We start from the raw sequence: 17,791 nt of genomic DNA, 5'->3' as shown, positions 1-17,791 counted from the left end.
TCCTCGTTCAGATTCCCAGGAGGTTTCCTTGCCTACATACTTCGGCCCGACCGGTTCCGACAACGGTTCGTTCGACGAGTTCCTGGCCCGCTACCTGCAGGGCCAGCGCGCCGCGCAGTCCGGCCGCCCCATCGAGATCACCCGGCTCCTCAGCCGCCGCACCCACGAGATCCTCGTGCAGGCGGCCCAGTTCGCCGTCGCCCACGGTCACGCCCACGTCGACGCCCTGCACCTGCTGCGGGTGATGGTCGAACAGGAACCCGCCGCCTCGGCCATCCGCCGTGCCGGTGGTGACCCCGCCGCCATCGCGGCCGCCGCCGACCAACGCCTGCCGGAGTCCGGCGACCGTGAGTCCCAGTCCGCGCCCGGTCTGACGCCCTCGGCACAGCGCGCCCTGCTGGATGCTCACCAGGTGGCCCGCGCCTTCGGCTCCACCTACATCGACCCGGAGCACCTGTTCTTCGCCTTCGTGGTGAACCAGGACTCACCCGCCGCCCGCGTGCTCGCAGAGTCCGGCGTCACGGCCGAGTCACTGCAGGCCGGCGCCCAGCAGGCCGAGGACGACGAGGCCCAGGCCGGCAGCTCGGCCGCCGACAGCGCCTCAGACACCCCGATGCTCGACACCTACGGCATCGACCTCACCGAGCGTGCCCGCTCCGGCAAGCTCGACCCGGTGATCGGCCGCAGCGACGAGATCGAACAGACCGTTGAGATCCTCTCCCGCCGCACCAAGAACAACCCGGTGCTGATCGGCGAAGCCGGCGTGGGCAAGACCGCCGTGGTCGAGGGCCTGGCCCAGGCCATCGTCGACGGCCTGGTGCCCGAACAGCTGCGCAGCAAGCGCGTCATCGCGCTCGACCTGCCCGCCATGCTCGCCGGCACCCGCTACCGCGGCGACTTCGAAGAACGCCTGACCAAGACCATGGACGAGATCAGCGAGCGCAGCGATCAGATCATCGTCTTCATCGACGAGCTGCACACCGTGGTCGGTGCCGGCGGCGCCGGCGAGGGCGGAATGGACGCCGGCAACATCCTCAAGCCGCGCCTGGCGCGCGGTGAGCTGCACGTCGTGGGCGCCACCACCCTCAACGAATACCGCAAGGTCGAGAAGGACCCCGCCCTCGAACGGCGCTTCCAGCCCGTGCGGGTGAATGAGCCCAGCATCGACGACGCGGTGCAGATCCTCGCCGGCCTGCAGGGCCGCTACGCCGAGCACCACTCGGTGCGTTACACGGATGCCGCGATCCGCGCGGCCGTCGAAATGAGCGCCAGGTACGTTCCAGACCGGTTCCTGCCCGACAAGGCCATCGACCTGATCGACCAGGCCGGCGCCCGAGCGCGTCTAGCGCTCGGCTCGAGGGTCGACATCGAAGGCCTGCGCGAACAGCGGGCCGGCCTCGAAACGGCCAAGACCATCGCGGTCGCCGCCGAGGCCTACGAGGAGGCGTCCCGCCTGCGGGACGAGACCGAGCAGCTGGCGGAGCAGATCACCGCGGCCGAGGCCGCCCAGGATGCGTCACAGCCGGCACCGTCCGCCGTGGTCGACGAGGCCGAGATCGCCGCGATCATCGCCCGCGCCACCGGCATCCCGGCCAGCCGCCTCACCGCGGGCGACCGCGAACGCCTCGCCACGCTCGAGCACGACCTGCACCAGCGGGTCATCGGGCAGGAGGACGCGGTGACCGTGATCGCCAAGGCCGTACGGCGCAACCGCACCGGAATGGGCGATGCCTCCCGGCCTGTCGGCAGCTTCCTGTTCCTCGGCCCCACCGGGGTGGGCAAGACCGAGCTCGCCAAATCGTTGGCCGAGTCACTGTTCGGTGACGAGAAGGCGATGCTGCGCTTCGACATGAGCGAGTTCGGTGAACGTCACACCGTGAGCCGCCTGGTCGGTGCTCCTCCGGGGTACGTCGGCTACGACGAGGCCGGCCAGCTGACCGAACACGTGCGGCGGAACCCCTACTCGGTGGTGCTGCTGGACGAGATCGAGAAGGCGCACCCCGACGTCTTCAACCTGCTCCTGCAGGTGCTCGACGACGGCCGCCTCACTGACGGCCAGGGCCGCACTGTGGACTTCCGCAACACCGTGATCATCATGACGTCCAACATCGGCTCCGAGGTGCTCGCCAGCCGCAGCGGCGCGCTCGGCTTCACCGCCGACCTCGACGGAGCGCACAACGGCTTCGGGTCGGAGAAGGCCCTGCGGGACCGGGTGATGGCCAAGCTCCGTGAGGCCATGCGGCCCGAGTTCCTCAACCGCATCGACGAGGTCGTGCTGTTCCGGAAGCTCGATCAGCCCCAGCTCCGCCAGATTGTGCGGCTGTTGCTGAACCAGACCGAGGCCAGGCTGCACGCCCAGGGACACGCGCTCACCGTGAGCGACGCGGCCGTGGACTGGATTGCCGAGAACGGCTACGAGCCCGAGTACGGCGCGCGGCCGCTCCGCAGGGTCATCCAGCGTCAGCTCGACGACAGAATCGCCGACCTGCTGGTGGCTTCAGAGCTCGGCGTCGCGGGAGTGGTGGCCGTCACCGTGGCCGATGGTGCCCTGCACGTGGCGTCCGAACCGGCACGGATGCCGCTGGCGGCGTAGCCGCGAATGAGAACGCCCCGACCGGACCTTGACGGGTCCGGCCGGGGCGTTTCTGCGTTCGGCCTGTTCGTGGAAGCTACAGAATGAAGAGCATCTCCTGGTAGGTCGGCAGCGGCCACAGGTCATCGGCCACGATGCCCTCCAGCACGTCGGCCGCCGCGCGCACGGCGCTCATGGCCGGCAGCAGGTCATCCCTGGCGTGCTCTGCCTCGGCCAGCGCGCTGCCGGACTCGGCAGCCAGGACGTCCTTGAGCACGGCCAGGGCGGTGCGCAGCTTGGCGATCGGAGCGCTCACTTCCAACAGGGCGGCTATGTCGGCATCCCCGCCGGCGGCCTTGACGGCGCCGATGTTGAGTGCCACCTCGGTCTGGTGCCGCATCGCGGCCGGCAGGATCTGCGTCGAGCCGATCTCGAGGGTGAGGCGGGACTCAACACCGATGGTGAGCGCGTACTGCTCCAGACCGATCTCATAGCGGCTGTGCATCTCCCGGTGGTTGAACACCCGGTACTTCTCGAACAGCTCCAGGGCGGACTCGGTGATCAGCTCCGGCAGGGCGTCCAGCGTCGTCCGCAGGTTCGCCAACCCCCGCTTTTCGGCCTCGATGGGCCAGGAGTCCGCGTAGCCGTCGCCGTTGAACACGATGGCGCCGTGCTCGGTGATGATCTGGGTCAGCAGGGCTTGCACGGCGGTGTCGAAGTCGGTGCCGGCCGCGACGGCCGCCTCAAGGTCGGTGGCGATGTAGTCCAGCGACTCCGCCATGATCGTGTTGATCGTCACCATCGGGCCGCTCACGGTCTGCATCGAGCCCGGTGCGCGGAACTCGAACCGGTTGCCGGTGAAGGCGAACGGGCTGGTGCGGTTGCGGTCGCCGGGATCGGTCGGCAGCTGGGGCAGCGTGTCGACGCCGATGATCATGGTGCCCTTGTCCTTCGAGGAGGTCGCGGGACCCTTGGCGATCTGCTCGAAGACATCCGCCAGCTGGTCGCCGAGGAAGATCGAGATGATCGCCGGCGGGGCCTCGTTGGCGCCCAGACGGTGGTCGTTGGTCGCCGAGGCGACGGAGACCCGCAGCAGACCGGCGTACTTGTGCACGGCACGGATGACCGCGGCGCAGAAAACCAGGAACTGGGCGTTGTCGTGCGGGTTGTCGCCGGGGACGAGCAGGCTGCCGAGTTGGTTGTTGCCCAGCGAGAAGTTGACGTGCTTGCCTGAGCCGTTGACTCCCTGGAAGGGCTTCTCGTGGAAGAGGCACTCCATGCCGTGTTTCTTGGCGATGGTCTTGAACGTGGTCATCAGCAGCTGCTGGTGGTCTGCGGCGATGTTGCCGCGTTCGAACATCGGCGCGATCTCGAACTGGCCGGGCGCGACTTCGTTGTGCCGGGTCTTGGCGGGGATGCCGAGCTTGAACAGCTCCCGCTCGGTGTCCATCATGAAACCGAGCACCCGCTCGGGGATGGCACCGAAGTAGTGGTCGTCGAATTCCTGGCCCTTGGGCGGCTTGGCGCCGAACAGGGTGCGGCCGGAGTTGAGCAGATCGGGGCGGGCCAGGAAGAAGTGCCGGTCCACGAGGAAGTACTCCTGCTCAGGGCCGCAGAACGCGACGACCTTGGCCGGCTCGACGTGGCCGAACAGGCGCAGGATACGCTCGGCGTGTTCGCCCATCGCCTGTTGCGAGCGCAGCAGCGGCGTCTTGTGGTCGAGGGCTTCGCCGGTCATCGAGACGAAAACCGTGGGGATGCACAGGGTGTTGCCGTTCGGGTTCTCCAGAACGTAGGCGGGGCTGGTGACGTCCCATCCGGTGTAGCCGCGGGCCTCGAAGGTGTTGCGCAGGCCGCCGTTGGGGAAACTGGAGGCGTCGGGCTCGCCCTGCACGAGGGTCTTGCCGGCGAACTCGGCCAGCGCGGTGCCGTCGCCGACGGGTTCGAGGAAGCTGTCGTGCTTTTCGGCGGTGAGGCCGGTGAGCGGGTAGAACACGTGCGCGTAGTGCGATGCGCCCTTTTCCATCGCCCAGTCCTTCATGGCGGAGGCGACGGCGTCGGCGACCAGGGGATCCAGCATCGCACCGTGCTCGATGGTGGCCATGACCGACTTGTAGACGAGCTTGGGCAAGCGCTTCTGCATGACGACGCTGCTGAACACGTTCTCACCGAAGATCTGGCCAGGGGTTTCGGCGTCGGTGAAGCTGACGGCCGGGGGCACATAGGCCTCGACATCCCTGATCGCCTGCAGGCGCATGGCATTTCCACTCATGGTTTACCCCTCTATTCGGGTCTATTCGGGCTCTGTCCGCGACGGGGTGCGGAATCCGGTAGCCCAAACCTAGGGAGCGTGTATGCCGGGGACATTTCGGCCGCGTGACGGATTCGCTCTGCCGGTGCTCCCGGTTGGGGGTCGAAACCCAGCAGCATCGTCAGCGGCTAAACTGGTCGTTTGATTTGAGGGGTGTTTGAGTGGTTGATACGGAGCTTGCGCGCGAACAGGACTATGTCGCCACGCTGTACGCGCGCCTCGACGCGCTGCAGCGGGAGGCCGAGGCCCAGCTGAAGGCCGTGCGGATTCTCGACGTCGGTGGTAACCACCAGTCCCGGTCCGAGCGCGACACCTTTGCCCGCACCTACGAGGACCGCATCGTGCAGTTGCGCGAGGTGGACGACCGCCTGGCCTTCGGCCGGCTGGAGACTGCCCCGGAGGAGGACGGCGCACCCGTCTACAGGTACATCGGCCGGGTGGGCCTCCGCGACGAGAACCTGCAGCCGATCCTGCTCGACTGGCGGGTACCGCAGGCCAGCGCCTTTTATCAGGCCACCGCCGCGACGCCGCTCGGTGCCCGCTCCCGCCGGCACCTGCTCTCCAACGGCCGGCGCATCATCCGCATCGAAGACGAGATTCTGGATGCGGCGCTGCTGGAGGGCGACACCGCCAACCTGCATCAGGGCGAGGGGGCGCTGCTCTCGGCGCTGACCGCCCAGCGCACCGGGCACATGTCCGACATCGTCTCGACGATCCAGGCCGAACAGGACCGCATCATCCGCTCGGAGCTGAACGGTGTGCTTGTCGTGCAGGGCGGCCCCGGCACCGGCAAGACCGCCGTGGCGCTGCACCGCGCCGCCTACCTGCTCTACACGCACCGCGACAGGCTGCAGAACGCCGGTGTGCTCATCGTCGGACCGTCCACGTCGTTCCTGCAGTACATCGAGGCGGTGCTGCCGTCACTCGGAGAGACCGGGGTGGTGCTCGCCTCGGTGGGCCAGCTGTTCCCCGGCGTCGAGGCCGGCCACGAGGACGCGCCCGCCGTCGCCGCGCTCAAGGGCCAGACGTTCATGGCCGACCTGATCGCTCGGGCCGTGAAGAGCAGGCAGAAGGTGCCGGCCGCCGCCCAAAAGCTGCTCGTGAACGGCGACACCCTGGTGCTCAAGCCCCAGCTGATCGAGGCAGCCATCCACCGCGCCCGCTCCGGCGGGAAGCCGCACAACGAGGCCCGCGTCGTCTTCGTCAAGCACGCCCTGAACGCGCTGGCCCGCGAGTGGCTCGAGCAGCTCCAGCGCCAGGGCCGGTCGATGGACGACACCGACCTTCCGATGCTGCGCGAAGACCTCCGGCTGGCCGACGATGTACGGGTGGCGCTGAACACCGCATGGCTGCCACTCACCCCGCAGAAGCTTGTGCAGGACCTCTACGCCCGGCCGCAGTGGCTGGAAGAGCTCACGCCGCGCTGGCGGGCCGCGCAGCGCGCGCTGCTCCACCGACCGCGTGACGCCGAGTTCACCATCGCCGACATCCCGCTGCTCGATGAGGCGGCCGAGCACCTCGGCGAGTACAGCGCCGTCGACGCGGCCCAGAAGCGTGAGGCCAAGGAACAGCGCAAGCGCGACATTGAGAACGCCGAGCTGGCGATCAAGAACATGGACGTCAAGGGACTCGTGAATGCGAAGGCCCTCGCCGACAACTTCGCCGAACTCGGCGACCGCGCCACCACGGCCGAACGGGCGGCGCTGGATCGCAGCTGGACCTACGGGCACGTGATCGTGGATGAGGCGCAGGAGCTCTCGCCCATGCAGTGGCGGCTGCTCATGCGCCGCGGCCCGCGCCGCTCGTTCACCATCGTCGGCGACATCGCCCAGGCCGCCGCGGCCGCCGCGGCGGACAGCTGGCGGGAGGCCCTCGCACCCGTGCTCGAGGCCTCGTTCGAAGCCGACAGGTGGCGCCTGGAGGAGCTGACGGTGAACTACCGCACCCCCAGCCAGATCGCCGAGGCCGCCGAGAAGATGGCGGTGGCGCACGGCCTGCCGATCACGGCGTCACGCACGGTGCGCGCCAGCGACTGGCCGGTCGTTATCGTGACGGACGCCCTGGACGCCCTGCGGCGGGAGCGCACCCTGGGCGTGGGCGGCACTGTCGCGGTGATCGTGGTGGAGGAGCACATCGATGCCCTCGCAGAGGCTCTCGACGCCGAGTTCGGCGACATCGTCGGCCGCGGGGCGCTCGGTCTGCTGCGGGATGTGGCGTTGCTCACCCCGCACGACTCCAAGGGTCTCGAATTCGACGCCGTGATCGTCGTCGACCCCACCGCCATCGTGGCGGCGTCCGAACGCGGAGCCGGAGCACTCTACGTGGCCATGACCCGCGCGACCCAGCGCCTGTACCTCGTGAGCGACGGTCCGCTGCCCGCCGGGCTGAGCGACCTGCCCTAGCGTCCGGCTGCGCTGCCTCGCCGCACCGACGTCGCCCACTCCGGGCACTAGTCCCCTTCACGCGTGCAGAAGGGGTTTTTGAGGCACGTCGGGGGAGACCTGTCTCGGGTCGCTCTGCCTGCCTCGGCGCCGGCCTCCTCAGGACGGCTTGTCAGGCGGCGCGCGGCCGCAGGGCCCTGATGGTCGCGAGGAGCGCTTCGGAATTGATCAAGGCCGAGTTGCGGATCGCCTGGATGGAGGCGCCCTGAATGAGCGCCACGACTGTGGCCGCGAGGTCGACGCCCGAGACGCCCTCCCCGCCGGCAGGGGACCCGGCCGCGCCGACCGCCTCGCGGCAGACCGGCAGGAACGCCTCCAGGTAGCGCCCGAATGAGGCCTCGATGCGGTCGCGAAACAGGTCGGCGTGGCGGGAGAAGTAGAACGCGAAGAGCAACTCCACGCCCGCGTGGTGCTCGACCAGGCGTTCGAGCTCGACCCTGACCATCCGTTCGAGGCGGTCCCACGGTGCCAGGGCGGCCAGGCTCGGGTCGGTGAGCGCGTCGAGGGTGCCGTCGAGCAGCACCGCGAGCAGGGCCTGGAGCAGGCCGTCCTTGGACTGGAAGTGGAAGAACACCAGGCCAGGGGAGATGCCCGCTGCGGTGGCGACGCGTCGGGCGGTGACGGCATCGAGACCGTCGGTGAGGGCGATCTGGTAGGCGGCGGTCAGGATGGCGTCGCAGCGTTCCTGTTCGGGCAGTTTGGGTCCGCCCATGGGTCAGTTGCCGCCGTCGGTGCGCCGGCCGGTGCGATACTCGCGCCACGCCTTCCAGGCGCCCGTTGACCAGAGCGCCCAGAGCACCAGCACGGGCTGGAAGAGCAGCCGGATGGTGCGGTCGAGGTCGGTGTTCAGCCCGAATGAGTCGGTCTGGGTGACGAGCTGGGAGATGTTGCCGGGAAAGATCGCGACGAAAAACGCGGCCACGATCCAGCCGACCTGCACACGGAACCGGCCCAGCGCCAGCAGCGCCGCGCCCAGGATGATCTCGACGACTCCCGAGGCCACGACCACGAAGTCGCCCTCCAGCGGCAGCCAGGTAGGTACCTGGGCGAGGAACGCCTCCCGGTTGACGGTGAGGTGGCTGATGCCGGCGAGCAGCAGGAAAGCGCCGAGCACCAGGCGCAACACTGTGCGGACAATCGTGGCGCGGGTCTTCTGCGGGGCGAGGAGGGTCATGGCTCCCACCCTACATTGATCACTGGGTCAATGACTCGGCCTACCGCGGGGCGGCGGCCACCAGTTCGGCCACTTCGGCGTCGGTGCGGGCCTCGAACACGCCCCACATCATGTGGGTCGGCCCGCTGCCATCGCTACCCGCCCTGGCGGGGCGGCTGATCCACCGATTGGCGGTTGCCGCGGCGCCCAGGGCGACCAGGGAAGGGGCGATGACGGTCTTGCGCAGAGTGCCGGCAACGACGCTGCCGTCGCTCCCGAGTCGCCAGCCACGGCTCGAGGCCAGCACCTGGCCCACCTCTTCGTCGGTCAGCCAGCGGGAAAAGCTCCGACCGGGCGGGTCGATTCTGGTCAGCTTCATGGGAACAACACTAATCTCGCCGCCCGAGGCGCTCAGGCCGGGACCAGGGCGAGTTCGGCTTCCAGTCGTTCCACGTCGGCCCGGTGGCAGAGCTCGGTGGCCGGTGTCATCGCGGTGGCGCTGCCGGCCGCGACCGCCGCTCTGAAGGCCGCGGCAGGGTCGTGGCCCTGTGCGATGCGCAGCACGAACGCGCCGAGGAAACTGTCGCCGGCGCCGACAGTGCTCTGCACCGTGACCTGCGGAACGGCCAAGCGCATCACGCCGGCCGCCGAGGCGAGCACGGCACCCTTGCCGCCGAGCGTGAGGGCCACGAACTCGGCGGATCCCCGGGAGACGAGGGTGCTTGCCGCGGCGATCTGGCTCTCTTCGGTGTCGAGCGTCGAGCCCACCAGCTCGCCCAGTTCACGTCCGCTGGGTTTGACCAGGAAGACCCCTTCCGCGAGGGCTGCGGCCAGGGCCGGCCCGGACGCATCCACTATGCAGCGCGCGTCGTGCTCGCGGGCCAGGCGGGCGACCCTGGCGTAGAAGTCGTCGGGCGCGCCCGGCGGCAGGCTGCCGCTGGCCACCACGTAGCCGCCGTGCGGGATCGACTCCGCCACCCGGGCGAGGCAGGCACGCCACTCGGGTTCGGTGATTTCCGGACCCTGCAACACGAAGCGGAACTGTTTGCCGGTGGTCGTCTCGTCAACCGTGAAGCTCTCCCGGGTGCTGCCCGCGATGGGCACCACCACGGTGGGGAGGCCTTCGGCTTCGATGAGCTTGCGGTAGGCGTCGCCGGTCGGCCCGCCGGCTGCATAAATGGCCAGGGTTTGGCCACCGAGACGCTGGATGACGCGGGAGACGTTGATGCCGCCGCCACCCGGGTCGAGCCTGGAGGGTCCGCAGCGCATCTTGTGCTCACCGACCACGTTTTCCGTCGAGGTGCTGACGTCGAGGGCAGGGTTGACCGTGAGAGTGAGTATCGGTCGCAGCGTTGTCGGCCTGGGAACATCCATGACCCCAGCGTAGGACTGTGAGCGCTTTTCGCCGGTCAGCGGCGGGAGAACAGCCTGGTGAAGAAGCCTCCCCCGGAGGGCTCCTTCTGGTGTCCGGCGCAGCGATCGATTCGGGGGACGCCCCGCATGACCTGGTCGACGTGTTGACCACAGCCGGCCCAGGTAGTCTTTCCGCAGGTTCTACAGGTCACGGCTCGGCACACGGGGGACTCCTTCTGGTTGGCCAGGCCGGGCGGCCTGGAGGACCCAACAATACCCCATGGGGTATCCACTTCTCTGACCGGACGCTGAGCGTCGCGGGGTCGGGCCGCCCCGGCGGCGTAGGGTGGCGGCGTGCATCCCTCACCCTTGCCGACCTACACCGCAGCCCAGGTGCGCGAGGCCGAAGCCCCGTTCCTCGAGCAGGGAGTACCCCTCATGGCCCGGGCGGCCCGTGCGCTCGCAACCGAGGCAGCGGCCCTTCTCACGGCGCGGCGCGGCGGATCGGATGGCGGAGCGGTTGAGGATGCGCGCGTGCTGGTTCTGGCCGGGTCGGGCAACAACGGGGCAGACGCCTTGTACGCCGCGGAGATGCTGGCCGGCTGGGGCGCCACCCTCTGCATCCTGCCTACCAGCGACCGCCCACACCGGGAAGCGCTCGAGGCGGCCCTCGCGCACGGAGCTGACCTGCGCCCGATGGACGAACCTCCCGACGTCGTCACAGGCCTCGCTCGTTCGGCCGACCTGATCCTCGACGGCATCCTGGGCACCGGGGCCACCGGCAATCCCGCCTTGCGCGGAGTGGCGCGCGGCACTGTGGCGGCTCTTCTGCCGGCCCTCGCCGGTGAGCATCCGCCCCTGGTCGTGGCCGTGGACCTGCCCAGCGGCATCGGCGTGGACGATGGCAGCGTGCCCGACCCCACGGTGCTGCCGGCCGACCTGACGGTGACCTTCGGCGGTTGCAAGACCGGGCTCGTCACCCGCCCGGCCGCCGACTATGTCGGCCGGGTCGTCGTGGCCGACATCGGTATCGGTGACGAGCTGGAGCGCATCCGCCGACGTGACCTGGGCTAACGCGCCGGGAGCACAGGCTCCGGCAGCGCGCCGACCGCGGCGATCACCCGGGCGCGCAGGCCGTTGCTCCGTTCGGTGAACCCGCGTTGCCGCCGCACGTACTCGGCCTTGCCGGTCGGGGTCTCGATGGCGACAGGGGAGTAGCCCCACTCGGAGAGGTCGTAGGGGGATGCCTGCATGTCGAGTTCCCGGATGTCGCGGGCGAGGTCGAAGCAGTCCAGCAGCAGGTCCCCGGGAATCAGGGGACCGAGCTTGATGGCCCACTTGTAGACGTCCATGCCCGCGTGCAGGCAACCGGGCTGCTCCAGACGCGGCTGGTTCTCCCGGCTCGGCAGTACGGGGCGGGCCTGCTCCGAGTTGAGGTCCACGGCGGCGGGGGTGAAGAAGCGGAACGCGTCGAAATGCGTACAGGCGATCCGGTGGGATTCCACCACGGTGTCGGTGTCGCCCTGGCTGAGCCGCAGCGGCGATTCATGGCGGTGCTCGCCCTGTTTGTACACCATGGCCCATTCGTGCAGGCCGAAGCAGCCGAAATCGCCGGCTCGCTGGGCGGTGCGGCCCAGCAGTGTCACGATGAAGCGGATGCTCCGCGCGTTCTTCTCGATGAAGGCGGCGTGGTCGACGACCAGGTCGTCCCGCTCGGAGCGGTACCATTTCCACCCGGCGCGCTCCTCGGTCGCCGCGCCCTGCAGGACCACGTTGGCACCGGGGTGCCACCGCCGCAACAACCCTGGACGGAACGGGTAGTAGGTGAACAGAAAGTCGTCCACCGGATGCGTGTCTACGGTGCCGGCGCGTTGCCGGCGTCCCAGCGTGGCGGCGTCGGCCCGATCCTGGTGCCGACGTTCCAGTTCGCGCCAGTCGCCGGCGGTGAGCGCTGTGAGCGCGGTCGCGGGAGAGATGTGCACCATACGAGGGTACTCGCGGCCGTGCGGGGCCCGTCCAATCCGCAGGTCGGGTCGCCCGGCGGCGTGATCACCCCGTAGAGTAGTCACTAGGCGGAACGATGTTCCGCCCAGCAGAACATCGAACGCGACCCGGCACACTCACAAAGGAGCACCAACATGACCGCGAACCCCTTCGACCTCACCGGCAAGGTGGCCATCGTCACGGGCGCCAGCAGCGGCATCGGGCTCGCCATGGCCGAGGGACTCGCGGCCGCCGGAGCCGACATCGTCGGAGTGAGCGTCAACATGCCGATGACCGGCAGCGAGGTCTCCCAGCGGGTTGAGGCACTGGGCCGCACCTTCACCCCCTACGACGCCGACTACGCCGACCGTGCAGTGATCACCGCCCTCGGCACCGAGCTGGCCGCCCTGAACGCCGACATCCTCGTCAACAACGCCGGCACCATCCGCCGGGCCCCGGCCGCCGTGCACTCTGACGAGTTCTGGGACGAAGTGATCGCCGTGAACCTGTCGTCGCAGTTCGTGCTGAGTCGCGCCGTCGGCGCCAACATGGTGGCTCGCGGCCACGGCAAGATCATCTTCACCGCCTCCCTGCTGAGCTTCCAGGGCGGCGTGAACGTGCCCGGCTACACGGCATCCAAGTCGGCCATCGTGGGCCTGGCCAAGGCACTGGCGAACGAATGGGCCGCGTCCGGCGTCAACGTGAACGCCATTGCACCCGGCTACATCGCCACCGCCAACACGAAGGATCTGCGGGCGGACGCCGACAGGTCCAAGGCGATTCTCGATCGCATCCCCGCCGGACGCTGGGGCGAGGCCTCCGACCTCGTCGGTGCCGCCGTCTTCCTCTCCAGCAACGCATCCGACTACGTCAACGGAATCACCCTGCCGGTCGACGGTGGCTGGCTCGCCCGCTAGGCGCGACTGAATTGCGGAAATCCCCCCTTCCTGTTGCCAGGCAAGGGGGGATTTCCGCACCTCAGTGCAGCCTAGAGCGCCGGTACCCGCTCGCTTTCGAGCGGCGCCTCCGGCGGGGTGCCGTCGCCGAACGGGCGGCCGCCCAGGGCCTCGCGGCCGTGCGCGGTCAGCCACCCCGACGCATCCGGCCCAGCGGGCACGATGCCGGTGGGGTTGATGTCGCTGTGCGTCACGTAGTAGTGCTTCTTGATCTGCTCGAAGTCGATAGTGTCGCCGAAGCCCGGGGTCTGGAACAGGTCGCGGGCGTAGGCCCAGAGCACCGGCATCTCGCTGAGCTTGTTGCGGTTGCACTTGAAGTGACCGTGATAGACCGCGTCGAACCGGGCGAGCGTGGTGAACAGGCGGATGTCGGCCTCGGTGATGGTATCGCCCACGAGGTAGCGCTGGTTCGTCAGGGGTTCTTCGAGCCAGTCGAGCCTCGAGAAGAGGGCGCCGTAGGCCCGCTCGTAGGACTTCTGGCTGCCGGCGAAGCCACACTTGTAGACGCCGTTGTTGACGTCGTGGAAGATCAGGTTGGCGACCTCGTCGATCTCGGCGCGGAGGGCCACCGGGTAGAGGTCGGGCGCGCCGGGCCGGTGGTAGTCCGCCCACTCGGTCTCGAAGTCCAGGGTGATCTGGGGATAGTTGTTGGTCACAACCTTGCCGGAGGGTACATCCACGATCGCCGGCACCGTGATGCCGCGGGGGTAGTCGGGAAAGCGCGCGAAGTAGGCCTGCTGGATGCGCTCGATGCCCAGCACCGGGTCTACTCCGTTCGGGTCGAGGTCGAAGGTCCAGCTGTTTTTGTCGTGGGTGGGGCCGGGCATGCCAAGAGAGATGACCCGCTCCAAGCCGAGCAACCGGCGCACGATGGCGGTGCGGTTCGCCCACGGGCAGGCGCGGGCGGCCACCAGGCGGTAGCGGCCGGGTTCCACCGGCCAGCCGTCGCGGCCGTCGAGGGTGATGCGGTCTTCGATGTAATTGGTGTCGCGATCGAAGTCCTTGCCGGGCTCCACGTAACTGGGACGCAGCGTGCTGGGAGTGAGGGTCTCGTTGCTCATGGCTCCACGCTACGGGAAAGAACCCGTGCGTACGCATAGAGTTGCCCTCATTCGTGCGGGTGATGCACCGGCCAGCCGGCGACGTGCGCGAGCAGGTCCAGCAGCGACTGGGCGGAGGCGCGGGCCTCAGCCTGGCCGCGGGGATCGTGCACATCGAGGGTGAGGGGCGGGGCCTCACCGAATTTCGGGATGTCCACTTCCACCCAGCCGCCCTGCGGTAGCCCCACGAAAGCGGAGGCCGTCCGCGCCCCCTGCACCGGGGCATCCAGCGTCGCGGCGATCACGGCCAGCGCCTCGGGCTTGGTCAGGTGAATATCGGCGACGATGCTGGCGACGTGGTCCATGGGGGTCCTTCGATATCGACACGCACAGGCGCTGCCTGCTCAGCGTCAGCTTAACCGACCTTCGGTAGCTGCGGATGTCGGTGTCACTCCCTGGTCATCGCTCAGCGGCCCGGTGACCTGCACCTCGATGTGGCCGTTTTGGGGGTGCGCGGAACCTTAACGTGCGGCAAACGGCGGCGAGCGGGTTTCGTGACACCCAGTCGCTCCGGTATTGATTTTGTATGAGCTTAGAATTTCCGCCTGTAGCCCGGGACCTGCGTGCTGACCGGCCCGTCAGCGTCGGCGAACTGGCCACACCCGCCCGACTGGTACCGGGAGACACCCCGCTGGCCGACATCGACCGGACTTTCCGGGCCGAGCGCCAGCTCCGCTCCCTGGTCGTGCACGAGGGTGAACGATACGCGCTGTTGTCGCGCGAGCACGTGGAGTACACGCTCACCGGGCGACTCGGCTACGGACGGGGGTTGCACGTGAGGTCAACCGCGGCGCAGATGGTGTCGGAGAATTCCTTCTCGCTGCCGGGACACCTCGAACTCGGCGACGCCGCCCAGCGCATCCTCGCCCTGCCGGAGGAGTCCCGATATCGGGACGTGCTGGTACTCACCGATGCCGGGCCCGGTGTTGTCGCGGTCTCCCAGCTGTTCGAGCGGCTGTCGTCCGACTTCCGCTACGCCGCACTGCACGATTCCCTCACCGGACTGGCCAACCGGCGCCAGCTTGAGGAGCGGGGCTCGACGTTCACCGCGGATGACCTGGCCGGCGTGGCCGTGTTGTTCATCGACCTTGACGGGTTCAAGGCCGTGAACGACACCTTCGGACATCGGGCCGGCGACGAGGTCCTCGTCGAATTCGCCGACCGGCTGCGCAGGCTGGTGCGTCCCACGGATGTTCTGGCCCGGCTGGGCGGCGACGAATTCGCGGCGCTTCTGGTTAACGTGACGGAGGCCCAGGCCCTCGACGTCGCGGACCGAGTGCTGATCAGTGCCACCGCACCGTTCCCGAGCGACGGCCACCTGCTGCACGTATCCGCGTCGGTAGGTGTCTCGATGGCCGTCGACGTGGTCGACGAACTGGAGCTGAACCAGCTCGACGCGCTGCTCAGACACGCCGACGGAGCAATGATCAAGGCCAAACAGTCCGGCAAACGCCAAGTGGCAAGGCTCGACGGACAGGGCGCCGCGCCGATCACCCGGAACGCGCTCATCCGCCGTCGGCTCACGGCGGCGTTCGAATCCCGCACCTTCGCACTGAACTATCAACCGCAACTTGACCTGGTCACGGGAGACTGCTCCGCCGTCGAGGCTCTGCTGCGGTGGAACGACAGGGTGCTGGGTGAGGTGTCGCCGGCCGAGTTCATCCCGATCACGGAGCTGTCCGGCGACATCCACCGCATCGGTGAGTGGGTGATCGACCAGGCGTGCGCCCAGGCGCGCCAGTGGCTGGATGCGGGTGAGCCACGCAGCATCGCGATCAATGTGTCGCCCCTGCAGCTGGCCGCCCGCACCCTGGTTCCGCAGGTGCTCGCGGCACTCGCCGCCCATGGGGTGCCCGCGGAGCTGCTGCAGGTTGAGATCACCGAGGGGTCCGCGATCACCGACCTGCCGCGGGCGATCGGCCAGCTGCAGGCGTTGCGGGACGCGGGCCTGAGCATCGCGCTCGACGACTACGGAACCGGGTACTCGTCGCTGGCGATGTTGCGTGACCTCCCGCTGACCACCGTGAAGATCGACAAGACCTTCATCGACACGATCGAGGACTCGCCCCAGGATGCGCTTCTGGTGGGTGGGGTCATCGACACGGCCCACGCGCTGGGCCTGCGAGTGACCGCTGAGGGGGTGGAACGTCCCGGCCAGTTGCACCTGCTTCGGGCCATGGGCTGCGACACCGCGCAGGGCTACCTGATCTCGCGGCCGGTGCCCGCCGAGCTGCTGCCGGCGGCGCAGTCGTGCTGACCCGAACGGGCTGATGCGGCGTACACCTCGCGCATCGGCGCCGTCCGGTTGATAATCGGCAGCGTACGCAGACGCACCTTCCACCACCGATGGCACGGGCAGCGAGGTCCGGGCAGCGAGGAGACATCATGAGCACGAAGCTCAACCCCTATCTCGGATTTCGTGACAACGCCAAGGAGGCGATGGAGTTCTACCACTCGATCTTCGGCGGCGAATTGACGCGCAGCACGTTCGCGGAATACCAGGCCAGCGAGGACCCGAGCGAGCAGGACAAGACCATGCACGCGGCGCTCACCACCCCGAACGGCCTGTCGTTGATGGCGGCGGACACCCCGAACGCCATGGAGTACACGCCCGGCAACAACTACTCGGTCTCGCTCAGCGGCGACAGTGGCGACGCCGCAGTCTTGCGCGTCTACTGGGACCGGCTTGTCGACGGCGGATCGGTGACGATGCCGCTGGAGGTCGCGCCGTGGGGCGACAGTTTCGGCATGTGCGTCGACAAGTTCGGAGTGGCCTGGATGGTCAACATCGCGGGGGCCGCGCAATAGGTCGCGCACTAGGCTCGACCGGTCCGACCACCCCGAACTGGGGTGGTCGGTTCTGGGCGTTCGAGGGCTGCCGTCGATAGCGTAAGCACATGACGACATCTCGGGGGAGATCCATGGTTCGTGCACGTTTATTCGTTCTGATCGGGGCTTTGGCAGTGGCGCTCACGGGCTGCGCCGGGGAGGGATCGGCAGGCACCGCGGCCTCGCCAGAGCCGTCACAGACATCCGTCGCCAGCCCGACCGCAACGCCGGTGCCGACGGAAACACCCGCACCCGCGGCCGCCGCCACCGTCACCGGAATCGTTGTGACGCCCGAGGCCATGCAGGTGACCTCGAGCGACGAAAGCGTGGTGTCCTTCAGCTACTTCGACCCGATCGAGGACGTCGTCGCCGCCCTGACCGCGGCCTTCGGCGCCGACCCGGTCGTGGACAGGGAATATCCCACCGTCGAGCCCGGCCCCCAGACCCGCTACGACTGGCCGGGGCTGCGGATAGTGGACGAGGACTGGCCCGCCACGGCGCCGCTGGACTCGAACTACTACGTCGTTCTCGAGGCGCCGGAACTGAACGGCGTGTCACTGACGACGATAGACGGTATCCAGATCGGCGACTCGGCGCTTGCGCTCGCCGATCAGTATCCGCACACCGTGACCGACGAGGACAGCTTCACCGTGTTCGTCGGCGGGGTCGCTATCCCCAGAAGCGACGCGAATCCACGAGACAACTCGTCGATCTCGGTGTGGGTGTCGACCGACAATCCCGAGCGCACGATCACCAGCATCTCCTCGCCGGCCGAGGACTACGGCGTCTGACCTCGCTGAGATGAACAGTGTCGTGGTCGGCTCCGAGGGTTCGCCGAGCAACGTTGCGACGCCGCCGAGGTCGACGCCGGGCATCAGGTCGGATTCGGCGCCGCGCGAAGACATCCGCGAGCTGGGAGACAAGCCCCAGAAATCGCGGGCAAAGTCAAGCGGTCTAAGCAACGCCGGTGGTTTGTGCTGCTGTGAGCAGCTGGGCTAGCCGGTTGGCTGGGGTTTCGAGGCCGAGGGTGGGTCGGGGCCGGCGGTTGAGTTTCGCTGCGACGCGAGCCAGATCGTCGGCGGTGTGGCCGGAG

Annotated in this window: 15 protein-coding genes; 7 read left to right on the top strand and 8 right to left on the bottom strand. The window is 68.6% G+C overall.

What is annotated here, in order from left to right:
- Nucleotides 1-28 precede the first annotated feature (28 nt).
- Nucleotides 29-2,593 carry an ATP-dependent Clp protease ATP-binding subunit gene (locus E3T22_RS02030; protein WP_134409132.1) on the top strand — a complete coding sequence of 855 codons (2,565 nt, stop codon included), beginning with the start codon at nt 29-31 and terminating at the stop codon, nt 2,591-2,593.
- A gap of 76 nt (nt 2,594-2,669) precedes the next feature.
- Here the strand turns inward: E3T22_RS02030 and E3T22_RS02025 are convergent, their stop codons facing one another.
- Nucleotides 2,670-4,844, bottom strand: coding sequence for a glutamine synthetase III (locus E3T22_RS02025; protein ID WP_134480701.1), 2,175 nt, complete (start codon nt 4,842-4,844; stop codon nt 2,670-2,672).
- Nucleotides 4,845-5,044: 200 nt separating this feature from the next.
- Here E3T22_RS02025 and E3T22_RS02020 point away from each other — a divergent pair, with 200 nt between their 5' ends.
- Nucleotides 5,045-7,285 (top strand): UvrD-helicase domain-containing protein, encoded by a 2,241-nt coding sequence (locus E3T22_RS02020; protein WP_088455894.1) that lies wholly within the window; start codon nt 5,045-5,047, stop codon nt 7,283-7,285.
- 151 nt (nt 7,286-7,436) lie between these two features.
- On the opposite strand, the gene E3T22_RS02015 is transcribed toward E3T22_RS02020, so the two are convergent.
- From E3T22_RS02015 to E3T22_RS02000, 4 genes are read right to left on the bottom strand one after another with little or no spacing between them, the layout of a single operon-like run.
- Nucleotides 7,437-8,036 (bottom strand): TetR/AcrR family transcriptional regulator, encoded by a 600-nt coding sequence (locus E3T22_RS02015; RefSeq protein WP_134480702.1) that lies wholly within the window; start codon nt 8,034-8,036, stop codon nt 7,437-7,439.
- A gap of 3 nt (nt 8,037-8,039) precedes the next feature.
- Entirely contained in the window at nt 8,040-8,498 is a 459-nt protein-coding gene (locus E3T22_RS02010) for a hypothetical protein (RefSeq protein ID WP_088455896.1), read from the bottom strand.
- A gap of 40 nt (nt 8,499-8,538) precedes the next feature.
- Complete coding sequence (locus E3T22_RS02005; protein WP_134480703.1) at nt 8,539-8,856, bottom strand: hypothetical protein; 318 nt, start codon at nt 8,854-8,856, stop codon at nt 8,539-8,541.
- 32 nt (nt 8,857-8,888) lie between these two features.
- A complete protein-coding gene (locus tag E3T22_RS02000) occupies nt 8,889-9,851 on the bottom strand; it encodes a 1-phosphofructokinase family hexose kinase (RefSeq protein WP_198415063.1) in 963 nt (320 codons plus the stop codon).
- A gap of 333 nt (nt 9,852-10,184) precedes the next feature.
- Between E3T22_RS02000 and E3T22_RS01995 the strand changes: the two genes are divergently transcribed.
- Nucleotides 10,185-10,904 (top strand): NAD(P)H-hydrate epimerase, encoded by a 720-nt coding sequence (locus E3T22_RS01995; RefSeq protein ID WP_241983569.1) that lies wholly within the window; start codon nt 10,185-10,187, stop codon nt 10,902-10,904.
- On the opposite strand, the gene E3T22_RS01990 is transcribed toward E3T22_RS01995, so the two are convergent.
- Nucleotides 10,901-11,815 carry a 3-methyladenine DNA glycosylase gene (locus E3T22_RS01990; protein WP_134480704.1) on the bottom strand — a complete coding sequence of 305 codons (915 nt, stop codon included), beginning with the start codon at nt 11,813-11,815 and terminating at the stop codon, nt 10,901-10,903. The two genes, E3T22_RS01995 and E3T22_RS01990, sit on opposite strands and share 4 nt — an antisense overlap.
- Before the next feature lie 153 nt (nt 11,816-11,968).
- Here E3T22_RS01990 and E3T22_RS01985 point away from each other — a divergent pair, with 153 nt between their 5' ends.
- Nucleotides 11,969-12,730 carry an SDR family oxidoreductase gene (locus E3T22_RS01985; RefSeq protein ID WP_088455900.1) on the top strand — a complete coding sequence of 254 codons (762 nt, stop codon included), beginning with the start codon at nt 11,969-11,971 and terminating at the stop codon, nt 12,728-12,730.
- Between the two features lie 71 nt (nt 12,731-12,801).
- Here E3T22_RS01985 and E3T22_RS01980 read toward each other — a convergent pair whose 3' ends face one another.
- Entirely contained in the window at nt 12,802-13,830 is a 1,029-nt protein-coding gene (locus tag E3T22_RS01980) for a glutathione S-transferase family protein (protein WP_134480705.1), read from the bottom strand.
- Between the two features lie 47 nt (nt 13,831-13,877).
- Nucleotides 13,878-14,174, bottom strand: coding sequence for a hypothetical protein (locus tag E3T22_RS01975; protein ID WP_134480706.1), 297 nt, complete (start codon nt 14,172-14,174; stop codon nt 13,878-13,880).
- 221 nt (nt 14,175-14,395) lie between these two features.
- Here E3T22_RS01975 and E3T22_RS01970 point away from each other — a divergent pair, with 221 nt between their 5' ends.
- The 3 genes from E3T22_RS01970 (at nt 14,396) to E3T22_RS01960 (ending at nt 17,489) form a co-directional block, all read left to right on the top strand.
- On the top strand, nt 14,396-16,126 hold the full coding sequence (locus E3T22_RS01970; protein ID WP_134480707.1) for a bifunctional diguanylate cyclase/phosphodiesterase: 1,731 nt from the start codon (nt 14,396-14,398) through the stop codon (nt 16,124-16,126).
- Nucleotides 16,127-16,254: 128 nt separating this feature from the next.
- Nucleotides 16,255-16,677: a VOC family protein gene (locus E3T22_RS01965; RefSeq protein WP_134480708.1), complete on the top strand. Its 423-nt coding sequence runs from the start codon at nt 16,255-16,257 to the stop codon at nt 16,675-16,677.
- Between the two features lie 251 nt (nt 16,678-16,928).
- The gene (locus tag E3T22_RS01960; protein ID WP_134409138.1) at nt 16,929-17,489 is read left to right on the top strand and encodes a hypothetical protein; all 561 of its coding nucleotides are present in this window, start codon (nt 16,929-16,931) and stop codon (nt 17,487-17,489) included.
- Nucleotides 17,490-17,791: the final 302 nt, after the last annotated feature.

It is taken from the genome of Cryobacterium sp. TMB3-10, assembly GCF_004402305.1.
In the GTDB taxonomy this organism is placed as follows: Bacteria; Actinomycetota; Actinomycetes; order Actinomycetales; family Microbacteriaceae; genus Cryobacterium; species Cryobacterium zongtaii.
Note: the sequence above shows the minus strand (reverse complement) of the source record. Positions and strands in the feature narration are given on the sequence as shown.

Bases quoted from the DNA above. Each gene is read 5' to 3' on its own strand.
- E3T22_RS02025 (WP_134480701.1), bottom strand. From the start codon at position 4,844: ATGAGTGGAAATGCCATGCGCCTGCAGGCGATCAGGGATGTCGAGGCC.
- E3T22_RS02015 (WP_134480702.1), bottom strand. From the start codon at position 8,036: ATGGGCGGACCCAAACTGCCCGAACAGGAACGCTGCGACGCCATCCTG.
- E3T22_RS02010 (WP_088455896.1), bottom strand. From the start codon at position 8,498: ATGACCCTCCTCGCCCCGCAGAAGACCCGCGCCACGATTGTCCGCACA.
- E3T22_RS02005 (WP_134480703.1), bottom strand. From the start codon at position 8,856: ATGAAGCTGACCAGAATCGACCCGCCCGGTCGGAGCTTTTCCCGCTGG.
- E3T22_RS02000 (WP_198415063.1), bottom strand. From the start codon at position 9,851: ATGGATGTTCCCAGGCCGACAACGCTGCGACCGATACTCACTCTCACG.
- E3T22_RS01990 (WP_134480704.1), bottom strand. From the start codon at position 11,815: ATGGTGCACATCTCTCCCGCGACCGCGCTCACAGCGCTCACCGCCGGC.
- E3T22_RS01985 (WP_088455900.1), top strand. From the start codon at position 11,969: ATGACCGCGAACCCCTTCGACCTCACCGGCAAGGTGGCCATCGTCACG.
- E3T22_RS01980 (WP_134480705.1), bottom strand. From the start codon at position 13,830: ATGAGCAACGAGACCCTCACTCCCAGCACGCTGCGTCCCAGTTACGTG.
- E3T22_RS01975 (WP_134480706.1), bottom strand. From the start codon at position 14,174: ATGGACCACGTCGCCAGCATCGTCGCCGATATTCACCTGACCAAGCCC.
- E3T22_RS01970 (WP_134480707.1), top strand. From the start codon at position 14,396: ATGAGCTTAGAATTTCCGCCTGTAGCCCGGGACCTGCGTGCTGACCGG.
- E3T22_RS01965 (WP_134480708.1), top strand. From the start codon at position 16,255: ATGAGCACGAAGCTCAACCCCTATCTCGGATTTCGTGACAACGCCAAG.